At 71.0% G+C, this 14,552-nt stretch carries 11 protein-coding genes; 3 read left to right on the forward strand and 8 right to left on the reverse strand.

Features of this window, described 5'->3' with window-relative positions; translation table 11 throughout:
- Window positions 1–129: 129 nt before the first annotated feature.
- Complete coding sequence (locus K3N28_RS19400; protein ID WP_228094409.1) at window positions 130–624, reverse strand: VOC family protein; 495 nt, start codon at window positions 622–624, stop codon at window positions 130–132.
- A gap of 73 nt (window positions 625–697) precedes the next feature.
- Between K3N28_RS19400 and K3N28_RS19405 the strand changes: the two genes are divergently transcribed.
- Entirely contained in the window at window positions 698–1,534 is an 837-nt protein-coding gene (locus K3N28_RS19405) for a helix-turn-helix domain-containing protein (protein ID WP_228094410.1), read from the forward strand.
- Here the strand turns inward: K3N28_RS19405 and abc-f are convergent.
- From abc-f to K3N28_RS19435, 6 genes are all read right to left on the reverse strand, one after another.
- Window positions 1,518–3,167, reverse strand: coding sequence for a ribosomal protection-like ABC-F family protein (gene abc-f, locus K3N28_RS19410; protein ID WP_228094411.1), 1,650 nt, complete (start codon window positions 3,165–3,167; stop codon window positions 1,518–1,520). The two genes, K3N28_RS19405 and abc-f, sit on opposite strands and share 17 nt — an antisense overlap.
- 256 nt (window positions 3,168–3,423) lie before the next feature.
- Window positions 3,424–4,746 (reverse strand): M20/M25/M40 family metallo-hydrolase, encoded by a 1,323-nt coding sequence (locus K3N28_RS19415; protein WP_228094412.1) that lies wholly within the window; start codon window positions 4,744–4,746, stop codon window positions 3,424–3,426.
- A 119-nt stretch (window positions 4,747–4,865) separates the two neighbouring features.
- A complete protein-coding gene (locus K3N28_RS19420; protein WP_228094413.1) occupies window positions 4,866–6,932 on the reverse strand; it encodes a glycoside hydrolase family 2 protein in 2,067 nt (688 codons plus the stop codon).
- A gap of 3 nt (window positions 6,933–6,935) precedes the next feature.
- Window positions 6,936–7,805: a carbohydrate ABC transporter permease gene (locus K3N28_RS19425; protein WP_228094414.1), complete on the reverse strand. Its 870-nt coding sequence runs from the start codon at window positions 7,803–7,805 to the stop codon at window positions 6,936–6,938.
- A 4-nt stretch (window positions 7,806–7,809) separates the two neighbouring features.
- The gene (locus K3N28_RS19430; protein WP_228094415.1) at window positions 7,810–8,745 is read right to left on the reverse strand and encodes a carbohydrate ABC transporter permease; all 936 of its coding nucleotides are present in this window, start codon (window positions 8,743–8,745) and stop codon (window positions 7,810–7,812) included.
- Window positions 8,742–10,103 (reverse strand): extracellular solute-binding protein, encoded by a 1,362-nt coding sequence (locus tag K3N28_RS19435; protein ID WP_228094416.1) that lies wholly within the window; start codon window positions 10,101–10,103, stop codon window positions 8,742–8,744. Before K3N28_RS19435 ends, K3N28_RS19430 begins: the two co-directional genes overlap by 4 nt.
- Before the next feature lie 78 nt (window positions 10,104–10,181).
- Here K3N28_RS19435 and K3N28_RS19440 point away from each other — a divergent pair, with 78 nt between their 5' ends.
- Window positions 10,182–11,198, forward strand: coding sequence for a LacI family DNA-binding transcriptional regulator (locus K3N28_RS19440; protein WP_228094417.1), 1,017 nt, complete (start codon window positions 10,182–10,184; stop codon window positions 11,196–11,198).
- A 112-nt stretch (window positions 11,199–11,310) separates the two neighbouring features.
- Complete coding sequence (locus K3N28_RS19445) at window positions 11,311–12,978, forward strand: sialidase family protein (protein ID WP_228094418.1); 1,668 nt, start codon at window positions 11,311–11,313, stop codon at window positions 12,976–12,978.
- 249 nt (window positions 12,979–13,227) lie between these two features.
- Here the strand turns inward: K3N28_RS19445 and K3N28_RS19450 are convergent, their stop codons facing one another.
- Entirely contained in the window at window positions 13,228–14,448 is a 1,221-nt protein-coding gene (locus K3N28_RS19450) for a beta-1,3-glucanase family protein (protein WP_228094419.1), read from the reverse strand.
- Window positions 14,449–14,552: the final 104 nt, after the last annotated feature.

Consider the following 14,552-nt stretch of genomic DNA (forward strand, 5'->3'; position numbering starts at 1 on the left):
CGGTGGCGGACCGGGCTTCGCGCATGATGGGCGTCGGCCTCGAGAGCGCCGAGCAGACCGCGTCGCGGCTGCGGGCCGCCGGCGCGCCCGAGGGCTCGTGCCCGCAGGCGCACCGGCGGCGTGCCGTGCTCAGCCTTCGGACATGGAGGCGATCCACTCGTCGATGCGGCGCTGGGCCTCCTCGTGCGAGACGTCCTCGACGCGGGTCATGATCGACCAGCGCCGCCCGAACGGGTCGGCGATCGACGCGTATCGGTCGCTGGTGAGGAACACCGAGGGCTCCTCGCGGACCGTGGCCCCGGCTTCGACGGCCTTCGCGAAGACCGCGTCGCAGTCCTCGACGTAGAGGGAGGTGGAGCCGGTGATCCGCTCGGCGTTCGGCGCCTCCAGGCCCCACTGCGGGTTCGCGTCGCCGAGCTGCAGGACCGAGTCGCCGATCTTCAGGTCGCAGTGCACGACCGAGCCGTCCGGCCCGTCGTTGCGCATGAGGACCTTCGCTCCGAAGACGTGCTCGTAGAACTCGATGGCCTTGGCGGCCTCGTTGACGACGATGAACGGCACGATCGAGTGGTAGCCGTCCGGAATCGGGTCGACCTTGGCGTCTGTTCTGGGTTCAGTGCTCATGGGACGAGTCTCGCCGCCGGGGCCGGCGCGCGCTTGTAAAAAAGCGACGTACCCCGGCTCTACTATCGGAGCCGTGAACGGACCCACGGCGAGCGGCAAGGGCCTCCTGCGACCCCAGGAGGCGGCACGGCACATCGACCTGCGGCGCTACCCCGAGACGGGGGCGCTCGGGGCGTACGTGGAGCGGTACTGGTCGGTCCGGTGGGACCTGCCGGAGGGCGCCGCGTACGAGTCGGTGGTGATCCCCCACCCGTGCGTGAACCTCAGCTTCATGCCGGTGATCGGCGCGGAACTGCACGGCCCGGGGCTCGCGGTCTCGCGGCACCCGCTCACCGGCGAGGGCCGCGTGTTCGGCGTGAAGTTCCGGCCCGGCGGATTCACGGCGTTCAGCGGCGTCGAGGCGGCGGCCCTCGCGGACTGGTCCGCGAGCGCGTCCACGGTGTTCGGGGCCGAGGCCGACGAGCTCAACGCGATCGTCATGAGCGGTGCGGACGCGCAGGCCATCGCCGTGGTGTCGCGGTTCCTCGCCGCACGGGCGCCCGAACGGCCCGATCCGCGGTACGGGCGGCTGCTGGCGGTGGTGCGGGCGATGCTGGAGGACCGGTCGATCACGCGGGTCGACCAGGTCGCGGCCCGGTTCGCCATGTCCGCCAAGACGTTGCAGCGCCTGTTCCAGGACTACGTGGGGCTCGGGCCGAAGACGCTCATCCGCCGGTACCGGATCCACGACGCGGCCGACCGGCTCGCCGAGGACCCGCATGCGGACCTGGCCCGGCTCGCGGCCGAACTCGGCTGGTCGGACCAGGCCCACTTCACGCACGACTTCAAGGACCTCATCGGCTCGCCCCCGGCCGAGTACGCGGCACAATGCGCCTCGGCCGGGAGGGAACTGGTCATGGCCCACCGGTGACGGCGAGCCGCCGGTCGCCGGTGACCCTGCCCGCGTCCATCTCGAGGCGGCGGCCCTTGAAGGCGGCGCGGAGCCGTCGGTCGTGGCTGACCAGGACCACTGTGCCCGTATAGGCGGCCAGGGCCTCCTGGAGCTGTTCGGCGAGCATCGGCGAGAGGTGGTTGGTCGGCTCGTCCAGCAGGAGCACGTCGACCGGTCGCGAGACGAGCCGGGCCAGTTCGAGCCGCCGGCGCTGGCCCCACGAGAGCGCGGACACGGGTGTGCCGAACTGGTCGTGGGCGAACAACCCCAGGCGGTCGAGCGCCTCGGCGTGCTCTTCGAGGGTGCCGACGCGGCCTTCGGCGAAGGCCCGCAGGACCGACTGCCGGTCCGATCCGGGAGCGGCGAGCTGACGCAGGTGGCCCACGGTCCCGGTGCGGTCGACCGTGCCCTCGTCGGGCGCGAGCTCACCGGCGAGGACCCGCATGAGCGTGGTCTTGCCCGCGCCGTTCGGGCCCGTGATGAGGACCCGTTCGCCGTGGGCGACGGTGAGTTCGCCGACCTCGAGCCGGTCCCCCACGCGGACGCCCTTGAGCGCCAATGCGGGCGCTTGGGCGTCCACGTCGGTGGTCAGGAAGCCCGGTTCGAAGCGCATCGGCTCCGGCGGCGGCGCGACCGGGTGGGCGCGCAGCCGCTCCAGCTGCTGCTTGGCGACCTTGATGCGGCTGGCGGCGCCATGGCTGCGGTCCCGTTGCCGGAAGGCCCCGGTGGACATGTTCGCCAGCGGGCTCTTGCGCGGGATGGCGGCCATGCGGCCCGCGTTGTGCTCGACGAGGGCCTGCTGCCGGGCCACCTCGGCGGACCAGGTCTCGTAGGCCTCCTGCGCCTGTGCGCGTTCGACTCCCTTCGCGGTCAGGTAGCCGGCGTAGCCGTTGCCGTAGCGGCGGGCGGTCCGGTCGGCCAGTTCGAGCATGGTGGTGGTGACGGCCTCCAGGAAGGCCCGGTCGTGGGTCACGGCGACCACCGTGCCGGGCCAGTCGCGCAGCTGCGCTTCGAGCCAGGTCACGGCGCTGTCGTCGAGGTCGTTGGACGGTTCGTCGAGCAGGAGCAGGGCCGGTCGCGACGCGAGCGTCGCGGCGAGCATCAGCCTGGAGCGCTCGCCGCCCGAAAGCGTCCCCAGGGGACGCGAGCGGTCGAGGCCCGGCAGGCCGAGGGCCGCGAGCGCCCGGTCGACCCGCAGGTCCGCCTCCCAGCCCTCGCGGGCTTCGAAGCGGGCGAGCAGGTCGGCGTAGGCCTCGGCGGCGGCCGCCTCGCCGTCGGCGAGCGCCTGTTCGGTCTCGCGCATCGCGGCCTCGATCTCGCGGATCTCTTTGAGCGCGAGGTCGATCGCGTCGGCGACGGTCCGGTCGGCCGGCAGTTCGAGCTGCTGCGGCAGGTAGCCGACGCCGCCGGGGAAGGCGACGGTGAGCTCGCCGTTGTCGGGGGTCTCGACGGCGGCGAGGAGCCTGAGCAGCGTGGATTTGCCGGAGCCGTTGTCGCCGATGACGCCGAGCCTCTCCCCCGGTTTGACGGTGAAGGAGACCCGGTCGAGGACGAGGTGGTCGGCGTAGCGCTTGGTGACGTCTACAAGGGATAGTTGGGCATGGCGGAGCACGGTGCCTCCAGAAAGCAGTCGTTCGCGAAGGAAGGGAAGGACGGCGCGCAGAAGGAGAGCTCGGGGCTTCATGGATCGATGCGCGCCTGGGCGGTCGCCGCGGAGCCTTGCTCAACGCGGTGACCTGGCTGCTTCTAGAGGAAGAAAATCAACATCGCGGTCGATTATAGCGGCGTTCGCGCCGGGATGTCCAGACCGGACGCGGCCCCTGGCGCGGTGAACGCCGTCACCACACCAGGGCCCGTGGGCGTGCTCGTCAGGAGCGGGAGACGAACCGGTCCATGGCGTCCACGCCGAACTGGAGGGCCGAGATCGGGACGCGCTCGTCGATGCCGTGGAACAGGGCGGTGAAGTCGAGGTCCGCAGGGAGCTTGAGCGGCGCGAAGCCGAAGCAGCGGATGCCGAGGGTCGCGAACGCCTTCGCGTCGGTGCCGCCCGAAAGCATGTACGGGACGGTGCGGGCACCGGGGTCGCTCAGGCGGATGGCCTCGGCCATGGCGTCGACCAGCGGCCCGTCGAAGGAGGTCTCGTAGCCGGGCTGGCGGATCTCGTACTCGAAGTCGATCCCCGCTCCGGCGAGTTCGCGCAGGACGGCCTCGAGCTCGTCGTTGCGGCCCGGCAGCGAGCGGCAGTCGAGGACGGCCTCGGCGGTGGAGGGGATGACGTTGGTCTTGTATCCGGCGTTGAGGCGGGTCGGGTTGGCGGTGTTGCGCAGCGTCGCGCCGACGAGGCGGGCGACGGGGCCCAGCTTGGCGACCGTCTCGTCCGGGTTGTCCGGGTCGAACTCGACGCCGGTGAGCTCGGAGACCGACTCCAGGAACTGCCGGACGGTGGGGGTCATCTCGACGGGGAACTCGTGCCGGCCGATGTCGGCCACCGCGCGGGCGAGGCGGGTGACGGCGTTGTCGTCGTGGAGCATCGAGCCGTGGCCGGGACGGCCGCTGGCGCGCAGGCGCAGCCAGTCGAGGCCCTTCTCGGCGGTCTGGACCACGTAGACGCGCAGGTCGTTCTCCAGGGTCATGGAGAAGCCGCCGACCTCGCCGACCGCTTCGGTGACGCCTTCGAAGACCTCGGGGTGCTGCTCGACCATGAAGCGGGCGCCGTAGTCGGACCCGGCCTCCTCGTCGGCGGTGAAGAGCAGGACCAGGTCGCGCGGCGGGATCCTGCCCTGCCGCCGCCAGTCGCGGACGAGCGCGAGGAGCATCGCGTCGAAGTCCTTCATGTCGACCGCGCCGCGGCCGAAGAGGTAGCCGTCCTTGATCTCGCCGCCGAAGGGGTGGACGGACCATTCGCTCGCCTCGGCGGGGACGACGTCGAGGTGGCCGTGGAGCAGGAGGGCCCCGCGGGCGGGGTCGGCGCCGGGGTAGCGGCAGGCGACGGAGGCGCGGCCGGGCGCGGACTCGTAGATCTCGGGGGCCAGGCCGACCTCGGCGAGCTTCTCCGCGACGTACTCGGCGGCGGCGCGCTCCCCTTTTGCGGTCGCGTTGTCGCCGGTGTTCGTGGTGTCGATGCGGATGAGGTCGCGGGCGATCTCGACGACCTCGTCGTGCGGGCGGGGCTCTTTCGCGGTTTCAGCCATCTCTGAGTTCTATCAAGCCGACGGATCGGCACGCACGGCGCTGTGGCGGCTGTCGCAGTGTTCACTGCCGCCGGCCCGGAGGGCGGGACCCGGTCGAGCACGACCGGGCCCCGTCCGCGTCAGGCGAGGCCCGGGCGGGGCGCGCCTTCGAACTCGCCGGGGCGGGCGCCGCGGCGGTTCGAGGGCTCGACCTCGGCGGCGTCGAGGAAGGCGCGGGCGATCGTGCGGTGCTCGTTGTCGGCCAGCCAGATCAGCAGGCGGGCGGGCCCTGCCACGGGCGGGACGGTGAGGCTCGCCGCGGGCGAGAGCTGGAACGGCTCGGCCTTCACCGGCTCGCTGCTCGCGACCGGCGCGACCGCCGTGGCGGTCGGCGTGCCGGGCGCGGTCCACGCGGCGTGGACGGTGCCGGACACCTCCGTATCGCCGTGGTGGGAGACGTGCACGTCGAACGTGAACGGCGCGTCCGGCGGCGTGATGTCGGCGCCCGCCGCGGCCGGGACCAGGTCCAGGACGAGCACCGTGGGGGCGTTCACGTCGGCGGGCACGCATCCGCCCCAGTCCTTGGGGCGGCGGTCGATGTCGAGCAGGCCCGCGGCCTCGTGCTCCACGTCGGCGAACTCGGTGTACACGTACCCGGTGAAGCGGTCGTGGCGGCGCAGTTCCTGCGTCTCCCAGCGCAGGTGCCAGGCGCGTTCGAGGCTGGTGAAGCCCTCGCCGTATTCGCTGTTGACGATCGGCAGCCCGCGGCGGGGCACGTCGGGCGAGGCGTAGAACGACTTGTCGACGGTGAAGTCGGGGCCGAGGCGGACCGCGAAGGCGTCCTGCTCCCCCGAGGCCAGGCGGGCCACGGCGTCCTTCCACTTCCCCAGGTCCGGCTCGTAGTAGTGCCAGTCGACCAGGTCGGTGCGCACGTGCGACCAGCCGGAGTTCTCCACGATCGGCCGCGTGTCGTCGAGTTCGCGCAGCCGCTCGTAGGCGCGGACCGCGGCCTCGGCGCGGGCGGGGCTGCCGGGGATGTCCCAGTCCAGGCCCCACTCCTCGTTGTAGAGGCCCCAGATCACGATGCCCGGGTGGTTGCCGTCGCGTTCGACCATCGCCGGGAGCTGCGCCTCGAACGCGGCCGCCGCCTCCGGGGAGAAGCGGCTCGGGCAGGCCGGTTCGGCCCACACGAGCATGCCGGTGCGGTCGGCCTCGTGGAGCCACAGCGGTTCTTCGAACTTGAGGTGCTTGCGGACGAGGTTGTAGCCGAGGCCGCGGGCGAGGTCGAGGTCGCGCAGGAGCGACGCGGCGTCGGGTGCGGTCAGCCCGGTGTCGGGCCAGTACCCCTGGTCGAGCACGCCGCGCAGGTAGACGCGTTCGCCGTTGAGGTAGAGCGCCTCGCCGCGGGCTTCGAAGCGGCGCAGCCCCGTGGTGGCGACGACGCGGTCGTCGCCGGTGCGGACCTCGACCTCGTAGAGGTGCGGGTCGGCCGGGGACCACAGCTGCGGGTCGTCGAGGTCGATGCGGCCCTTCGCGACGCCGGTGTCGTCGGCGGTGAGCGTGACGGTCCGGCCCGCGACCGCGGCGGTGACGGTCCGGCCGGCGGGGGCGTCGCCGGCGAGTTCGACGCGGACGTCGACGCCGGTGAGGCTGTCGCCGCGCAGCGCGACCGAACGCGCGTAGGTGCGGCCGCGGGCCTCCAGCCACACGGTCTGCCAGATCCCCGAGGTGGGGGTGAACGCGACGCCGTCGTAGTCGTCGCGCGGGATCGACCGCTGCTTGCCGTGCGGGATGGCGCGCTTGTCGGCCGGGGCGGTCACGGCCACCTCGAGCAGGGCGCTCACGCCGGGGACGAGCGCGTCGGTCACGTCGATCTCGAAGGATTCGTAGCCGCCCGTGTGCTCGCCGACCACGGTGCCGTCGACGCTGACGACCGCGTGGTGGTGCACCGCCCCGAAGGAGAGCACGATCCGGGAGCCGGCCCATTGGGACGGCGCGCTCACCCGGCGCCGGTAGACGCCCCGCTCCAGCCAGGTGCGGTGCACGCCCGAGGCCGCGCTCTCCCAGGCGAACGGGACCGTGATCGGCCCCGCATAGCCGTCGGCCGCGAAGTCCCAGCGGCCGTTGAGGTTCAGCCAGCGCTCGGACCGGTCGCGGTCGGGCCTGGGGTATTCGGGGCGGGGGATCGGGAACGGGTCGGAGGTCATGCGTCAGCCCTTCACGCTGCCGGCGAGGATGCCGTTGATGAAATGCCGCTGGAGCAGGATGAACAGCACCAGCAGCGGAATGAGTGCGACGGAGCTCGCCGCGAGGAGTTCGCCGGTGACCGTGGCGTAGTCGGCGCCGATCCGGTTGCCGGTGATGTTCTGGGCGAGGGTGGAGAGCACGACCTGGAGCGTGGCCATGCGCTCGGAGCTCGCGGCCACGACGGGCCAGACGAAGTCGTTGTAGATGTTCATGATGGTGAGGACGGCGAGACCGGCCAGTCCGGGGCGGATCACCGGCACGACGACGCGCCAGAAGATCCCGAACTCGCCGCAGCCGTCGACGCGGGCGGCGTCGAGCAGCTCGTCGGGGACGGCGCTGATGACCTGGCGCATCCAGAAGACGGCGAAGGCGTCGACCGCGCCGGGGAGGATGAGCGCCTGGTAGGTGTTGACCCAGCCGAGGGTCTTCATCTCCAGCAGCAGCGGGATGATCAGCACGATCGTCGGCAGCATGAGGGTGATGAGGACGGCGCCGAAGGCGAGGTTCCGGCCCACGAAGCGGTACTTGGCGAACGCGAACGCGGCCAGGGGCGCGAAGAACATCGTGATGGCGCCCTTGAACAGGAGCACGATCGCGGTGTTGAGGAAGCCCTGTCCGATGGGGACGTCCTGGAACATGGCCGTGTAGTTGTCGAGTGTGAACCGGGTCGGGTCGAAGGTGAGCGGCGAGCGGATGATGTCGTTCGCCGGTTTGAACGCCGAGAGCAGCGCCCATGCGACGGGCGCGAGGAACGCGGCGAGCAGGAGCATGAGGAGGACGTGGGAGCCGATGCGCGGGCGTTCGCGGCGCACGGGGGCCTGGGTCGCGGTCATCTCGTCAGTCCTTCGCTCGCAGGAGTCGGACGAACCCGAGCGACAGGACCATCACGAGGACGACCAGGAGGAACGAGTTCGCGGCGCCGGTGCCGAGGTCGGCTCGGGTGATGTGGTTGTAGAGGTAGTAGCCGGCGGTGGTGGTGGAGTTGTACGGGCCGCCCTGGGTCACGACGAAGGGCTCGGCGAACATCTGGAAGACCGCGAGGGTCTGCAGCACGACGGCGAACATGATGGTGCGCCGCAGGAGCGGGACGGTGATGCTCCACAGTCGGCGGCCCCGGGACGCGCCGTCGATCTCGGCCGCCTCGTAGACGGCGCCGTCGATCGACTGGAGTCCCGACAGCAGGATGATGACGATGAAGCCGGTGGTCTTCCACAGGAACAGCAGCGCGAGCGTGGGTTTGGCCCACGCGCCGGTGGTGAGCCAGCCGACCTCGGGGACGCCGAAGACGCCGAGGAGGGCGTTGACCGCGCCGTACCGGCCGTCGAAGAGCACGACCCAGATCTGGGCGACGGCGACGAGCGGGGTCACGAACGGGACGATGAAGGCGACCCGGTAGAGGCCGCGGAGCTTCAGCTTCGCGTTGTTGAGCAGCACGGCCACGAGCACGCCGACGACCATCTGGATCGGCACGATGAGGAGCCACAGCGCGGCGGAGTTGCCGAGGGAGTTCCAGAAGGCGCCGTTGGTGAGCAGGTAGGTGTAGTTGTCCCAGCCGACCCACTCCGCGGCGCCGGTGCCGCGCCAGTTCGTGAAGCTCAGACGGGCCGTGAAGAACAGCGGGTAGACGCCGAACGCGAAGAACACGGCGAGGAACGGCGCCACGAAGACATAGGGCGCGAGGCGGCGGCGCAGGCGCGTGCCGCCGTGGCGGCGCCGCCGGCGGGGTGCCGCCGGCGGCGGCGCCGCGGAGCGGGCGGCCGGGATCGTCGTCATTGGCGGTCGACCAGGTTCGTCTGGATCGCCTCGGTGGACTGGGTGAGCACCTCGTCGGGGGTGAGGTCGCCGTCGAGCATCCGCTGGAGGTCGTTGCCGAGGTAGTCGACGGCTCCGGCCCACCACGCGGGCGTGGGGGTGCCGCCGGGGATCTCGGCGCCGGCTTCGGTGGCGACGGCCCACAGGTCCTGGCCGCCGAGCGCCTCGATCGGTCCGAACAGCGGCTCGGCCGGGTCGGACGCGGGCAGGTAGCTCGGGATGGACGTGGTGAGGCCCTCGGGGTAGATCTCGCCAGGGCCCCAGACGGCGGTGTACCCGGCGGGATCGAACATCAGGAACTCGTAGAACAGCCAGGCGAGGTCGGCGTTGGCGCCGTCCTTGGGCAGGACGAACGAGGAGCCGCCCATCGCGCCGGAGCGGACGCCGCCGGCCTCCCACGCGGGCAGGGCCGTGGCGCGCCAGTCGCCCTTGGTCTCGGTGAGCAGCTGCTGCGGGGCGAAGCTGAACCAGATCGCCCACGGGTAGAAGACCTGGTTGCCGTTCTCGAGTTCGGCGATGTCGGTCGGCGTGAGGTACTCGGCGCGGGTGCCGAGGCCCTCGCGCCGCACGGTGTCGAGGAAGCCGAGGATCTGCGCGAACTCGGGGGTGTCGAGGCGCAGCCGCCCCTCGGCGTCGGCGATGGAGGTGCCGAGCTGGTTCGCGTACATCTCCAGTTGGAGCTGGCCGAGGAACGCGGACTGCTCCAGGTGGATCGGGCCGGATCCGGGCACGGCGGCCTGGTAGGCGCGGGCGGCGGCGAGCAGGTCCTCGTAGGTCTCGATCGCCGCGACGTCCACGCCCGCGGCATCGAGCGCGGTCGCGTTGTAGAACAGCAGGCCCGGGTCGAGGTCGAAGGGGACGCCGAAGATGCCGCCGTCGATGGTGTTGACGTCGAGTTTCTGCGGCGCGATGTCAGCGACGTAAGGGGCGAGCACGTCGCTGAGGTCCCACAGGTAGTCGGCGAGGCCGCCGATCTTGGCGTCGTCGAGGAACACGCCGTCGGGCACGTCGGTGCCGGTGATGAGGGTGTTCTGGAGCTTCGCGTCGATGTCGACGGCGACGTGGTGGACCTTGATGCCCGGGTAGGCGGCGTTGAAGTCGGCGATGACGCCCTCGAAGACCTCGAAGAGGTCCCCCGAGCGGTCCCAGATCGTGATCTCGCCTTCGGGTCGGTCGCCGCCGGGCGCCTTGAGGAGGCGGGACTCGTCGGTGTCCTCGCCCGAGGTGATGTCGGGGCCGCACGCCGCGAGGGCGGGGGCCGCGGCGGCGAGGCCTGCGGTCGCGAGCAGGGCGCGTCGTCGGAGGTGGTGGCGTTGCATGGGCACTCCCTTGTGATTTGCCAACGTGTGCAAAATCTAGCATCCCTTTGCCGACGTTGCAAACGGTAGGATGCTCTCATGCCGGCAACACTCCGCGACGTCGCCGAACTGGCGCAGGTCTCCGTCCGCACCGTCTCCAACGTGGTGAGCGGTTACGAGCATGTCAGCGAGCGCATGCGACAGAAGGTCCTCCGGGCCATCGAAGAGCTCGACTACCGCGCCAACCCCGTGGCGCGCACCCTCCGCACCGGACGCACGGGCATGCTCGCGCTCGTCGTCCCCGAGATCGCCGTCCCCTACTTCTCCGAACTCGCCAGGGACGTCATCGACGCCGCCGCCGCGTTCGGCTACCGCGTCATGATCGACCAGACCGGGAACGACCACGAGCGGGAGCGGCAGCTCCTGCGCGGCGACGACCGCACGATGCTCTTCGACGGCATCCTGTTCAGCCCCTTGGTGACCAAGGCCGAACTGCTCGAGATGCGCGGAGCCACCACCATGCCGATGGTGCTGCTGGGCGAGCACGAGTTCGACGGCCGCTACGACCACGTCGCGATCGACAACGTGCAGGCCGCCCGCGACGCCGTCGCGCACCTGATCGCGATCGGACGCACCCGGATCGCCGCGATCGGCACCCAGCCGGACGAGGAGTACGCGACCCCCCTCCAGCGCACCGCCGGATACGAAGCGGCCCTTGCCGAAGCGGATTTGGAGAGTCCGCCGGGGTTCACCGTCCCCGCGGCCCGCTACAGCCGCACCGACGGCTACGAGGCCGCCGCCGCGCTCATGTCGCGCTCGCCGCGCCCCGATGCGATCTTCTGCTTCTCGGACCTGCTCGCCATGGGCGCCATGCGCGCGGTCTTCGACGCCGGGCTCCGCGTGCCCGACGACGTCGCCGTCATCGGCGTCGACGACATCGAGGAGGGGCACTTCTCGCGTCCGTCGCTGAGCACCGTCTCGCTCGACACCCCGTTCATCGCCCGCGAAGCCGTGCGCCGCCTGACCGCGCGGATCGAGGATCCCGAGGTCGCGGCCGAAGAGGTCATCGCCGAACACCGTCTCGTCGTACGCGAGAGCACCGCCGGAGGCGAGTGAGACCGGCGGACGCGGCCGGAAAAATCAAGCCTTGCAACGTAGGCAAATTCCTGGCATGGTGTTTGCAACGTCTGCAAAGCCGCAGGCGTCGCATCCACAGGAGGCAACCCCCATGACGGTGACAAGACAATGGACCGCGCGAGCGCGGCGCTGGGCGGCGCTGCTGGCGGCCGCGGTCCTGGTCGCGGCCGGCGCGCAGGCGCTCGTCGCGACCCCCGCCGCGGCCGCGTACCCGGGCACGGTGCTCTACTCCCCCGACCTCGGGGCCTTTCCCGACGGGACCGCCGGCTACCCGCGCGCCATCGGCCTGCAGCACGACGGCTCGGCCGCCGAGACGATGCTCGTGACCTTCGCCAAGGGCGGCCACAACGCCCCCACCACCCTCCCGATCTACCGCAGCACGAACGGCGGCCAGAACTGGAGCCAGATCAGCACCCTCGCCTCGAACACCCCCGGCTGGGATCTCGAGGCGCCCACGCTCTTCGAAGTCCCGCGGAACATCACCGGACTGAACGCCGGCGACCTGCTCGCCGCCGGCACCGCCTGGGACGTCGGGAACTACACCGCGCAGAAGGTCGAGGTCTTCAAGAGCACCGACGGTGGCTTCACCTGGTCGTATCTGTCGAACTGCACCCAGACCTCGGGGCAGCCGAACACCTGGGGACACGGCATCTGGGAGCCGACGTTCCTGGTGGCGGACAACGGGACCCTCGCGTGCTTCATCTCCGACGAGCGGCCCTCGAACAGTGCCGCCAACAACCAGAAGATCGGCCACTACACCTCCACGAACGGCGGCGTGACCTGGAGCGCGAACATCCAGGACGACGTCGTCTTCCCCGCCGACAACCTGCTGCGCCCCGGCATGCAGACCTTCGCGGAGCTCCCCGACGGGCGCTTCGCGATGGGCTATGAGCTCTGCCGCGACGCCACGAACGCCGACCACGCGTGCGAGGTCTACATCAAGTACAGCCAGGACGGCTTGAACTGGGGCGCGGCGGGCGACCGCGGCACGCTCGTGACGACCTCGGACGGCCGGGAGCTGCTGCACACGCCTTACATCTCGTGGACGCCCGCAGGTGGGCCCAACGGGACGCTGCTCGTCTCCGGCCAGCGCGTGGTCTCAGGCCCCACCGGGAACAAGACCGTGCTCGCCGAGTCCGGGACGGTGCTGTTCGCGAACCGGAACCTCGGGGCGGGCGACTGGTTCGAGGCGACCGCGCCGGTCACGGTGAACCCCACGGGCGGCTACGCCCCCGGCGTGCCCTCCTGCCCGGGCTACTCGACGCCGGCGATCCCGCGCGAGAACGGCACGAGCTTCCTGTACCTGGCCGCGACCTGGTTGGGGCAGGGCAACCAGTGCGAGGTGCGGTTCGGCATCGGCACGGTCCCCGGTGCGACCGGAGCGGTCGTGAACCCGCAGACCGGCAAGTGCCTCGACGTGGACACGAACACGTCCGCGAACGGGAACCGGGCGCAGATCTGGTCGTGCGGAACGGCCTCAGGCCAGGACTGGTCGCGGTATGCGGACGGCTCGATCCGCGCCTTCGGCAAGTGCCTGGACGTGGACGCGCAGGGCACGGCGAACGGCACGAAGGTGCAGTTGTGGGAGTGCAACGGCTCCGGGGCCCAGCGGTGGACGCCCCAGTCGAACGGCTCGCTGCTGAACCCGCAGTCGGGCCGCTGCCTCGACATCTCGGCGGGCGGCACCGCGGAGGGCACCAAGCTGCAGATCTACGACTGCAACGGCCAGTGGACGCAGGTCTGGAACCTGCCGTCCTGACGCCGGTCCCGTTGTAGCGGACCCTCGCGGCCGCGGGCGCTTCGGCGCCTGCGGCCGCTTCGCGAACCGCGATTCGCTGGGGCTCGGTCTCCACCGGCCGGACGGCGCGACTCGCCGCCCAGGCGTCGGCGCTGAAAATTCGTGCGCATAACTCGTCGGCGATATATAACTTCATCGACCGGTCTCAAGGGCATGAAATCGGGCCGTGGCATGAGCGCACGGCCCGATCTGGCTTCGGGGAGCGCTCTCTCACGTAACCGTGAGCGTCCACCTGCGCGGGTTGCCGTCGAAGGCGACACCGGACTGGTCGGGGACGCCGTCGGGCGTCACGTCGTCGTACGGGAAGGCGTACCCGATCGGCGAGTTCGCGTGGACCGCGCGGGCGTAGTGGTTGGTCACCGGGTCGGCGTAGAAGTCGTCGACGGCGGGGCCGTTCGGCTGGTCGGCGTGGCTGTGGACCGTGCTGCGGTTGAACGCCGCCGCGAGCCGCGCCAGGGCGCCCTTCTTCGCCTCGGTGTCCGAGGGGATGTTCGCGAAGGGTCCGTGGTTGCAGGTGAAGACGTCCCAGGACCCGGGCTTGGCGAACGTGGAGCCGTCGTCGAAGACGAGCGTGTCGCCGTTGACGCGGCCGGTGAGCACCCCGCGCCCGCCCTGGAGGTCGATGCGCAGGTCGGTGTGGCGGTAGGTCTCCCACACCCGGTCGGCGTAGCCCTCCCAGTAGCCGGCGAACGGCATGTCCGGCCGTCCCACATGAGGGGCCATGATGTTCTGCGGGGACATGACGCGCAGGATGCCGGCGTCGCCGTGCATCACCAGGTCGTTCCACGGGTAGCCGTCCCGCGCCGCCTGGGCTTCGAGGTCGGCCGCGATGGCCTCGACCGCGCCGTGCGGCAGCGGGGCCACCGAGTGGTCGCCGTTCCCTTGGAGCCGCATCCCGATCGGGAGGGCGGTGACGAGGTCGACGTAGCTGACGTTGGCGAACAGCTGCACGTCGTTGAAGGTGAACTCGCAGAACGAGACGATCTTGCCGAAGTTGGCGTCGGCCCGGTTGTGCAGCGCGGGCTCGACCAGCGAAGGACCGGGGTTGACGAAGAACTCGAGCTTCGACTCGCGGACGAAGTAGACGCGGCCGCCGTACATGCGCGGCAGGGTCACCACCACCGGAGCGGCGCCGGGGGCGCCGAGCGGGATCGCGGCGTCGACCGGGAGCGGGGTGTTCGGCCCGCCGGGTTCCTCGAGGTAGTACGGGCCCTGACCGGCGCGCAGGAGCATCATGCGGTCGGTGCCGAACTCGCGCCCGGTGACGTAGGCGCTGACGTTGGCGGTGTCGGTGTCGTTGACGAGCGCGAGCTCGCAAGTGGTCGGTGCGGCCGAGGCGGCGGGGACGTCGAACGAGCGCCACCAAGGCGAACTCGCGGCGACCGCGCCCGCGGCGGCGGTGAGGGAGAGCATCGCTCTTCGCGAAACCATGGATAACCTCCAAATGGTGCGAGATTGAGGAATGCGGCTGAGATTAGCATGGTTTCTTAAAAGATTAAAGGGGCGATTTCGTACATAAGCGCTCACCGTATGCA

The sequence above is a fragment of the Glycomyces sp. TRM65418 genome, assembly GCF_019710475.1.
In the GTDB taxonomy this organism is placed as follows: domain Bacteria; phylum Actinomycetota; class Actinomycetes; order Mycobacteriales; family Micromonosporaceae; genus Glycomyces.

Excerpts from the sequence above, each read along its gene's own strand:
- K3N28_RS19435 (WP_228094416.1), bottom strand. The coding sequence starts at position 10,103 with ATGCAACGCCACCACCTCCGACGACGCGCCCTGCTCGCGACCGCAGGC.
- K3N28_RS19430 (WP_228094415.1), bottom strand. The coding sequence starts at position 8,745 with ATGACGACGATCCCGGCCGCCCGCTCCGCGGCGCCGCCGCCGGCGGCA.
- K3N28_RS19400 (WP_228094409.1), bottom strand. The coding sequence starts at position 624 with ATGAGCACTGAACCCAGAACAGACGCCAAGGTCGACCCGATTCCGGAC.
- K3N28_RS19445 (WP_228094418.1), top strand. The coding sequence starts at position 11,311 with ATGACGGTGACAAGACAATGGACCGCGCGAGCGCGGCGCTGGGCGGCG.
- K3N28_RS19420 (WP_228094413.1), bottom strand. The coding sequence starts at position 6,932 with ATGACCTCCGACCCGTTCCCGATCCCCCGCCCCGAATACCCCAGGCCC.
- K3N28_RS19425 (WP_228094414.1), bottom strand. The coding sequence starts at position 7,805 with ATGACCGCGACCCAGGCCCCCGTGCGCCGCGAACGCCCGCGCATCGGC.
- K3N28_RS19450 (WP_228094419.1), bottom strand. The coding sequence starts at position 14,448 with ATGGTTTCGCGAAGAGCGATGCTCTCCCTCACCGCCGCCGCGGGCGCG.
- K3N28_RS19415 (WP_228094412.1), bottom strand. The coding sequence starts at position 4,746 with ATGGCTGAAACCGCGAAAGAGCCCCGCCCGCACGACGAGGTCGTCGAG.
- K3N28_RS19440 (WP_228094417.1), top strand. The coding sequence starts at position 10,182 with ATGCCGGCAACACTCCGCGACGTCGCCGAACTGGCGCAGGTCTCCGTC.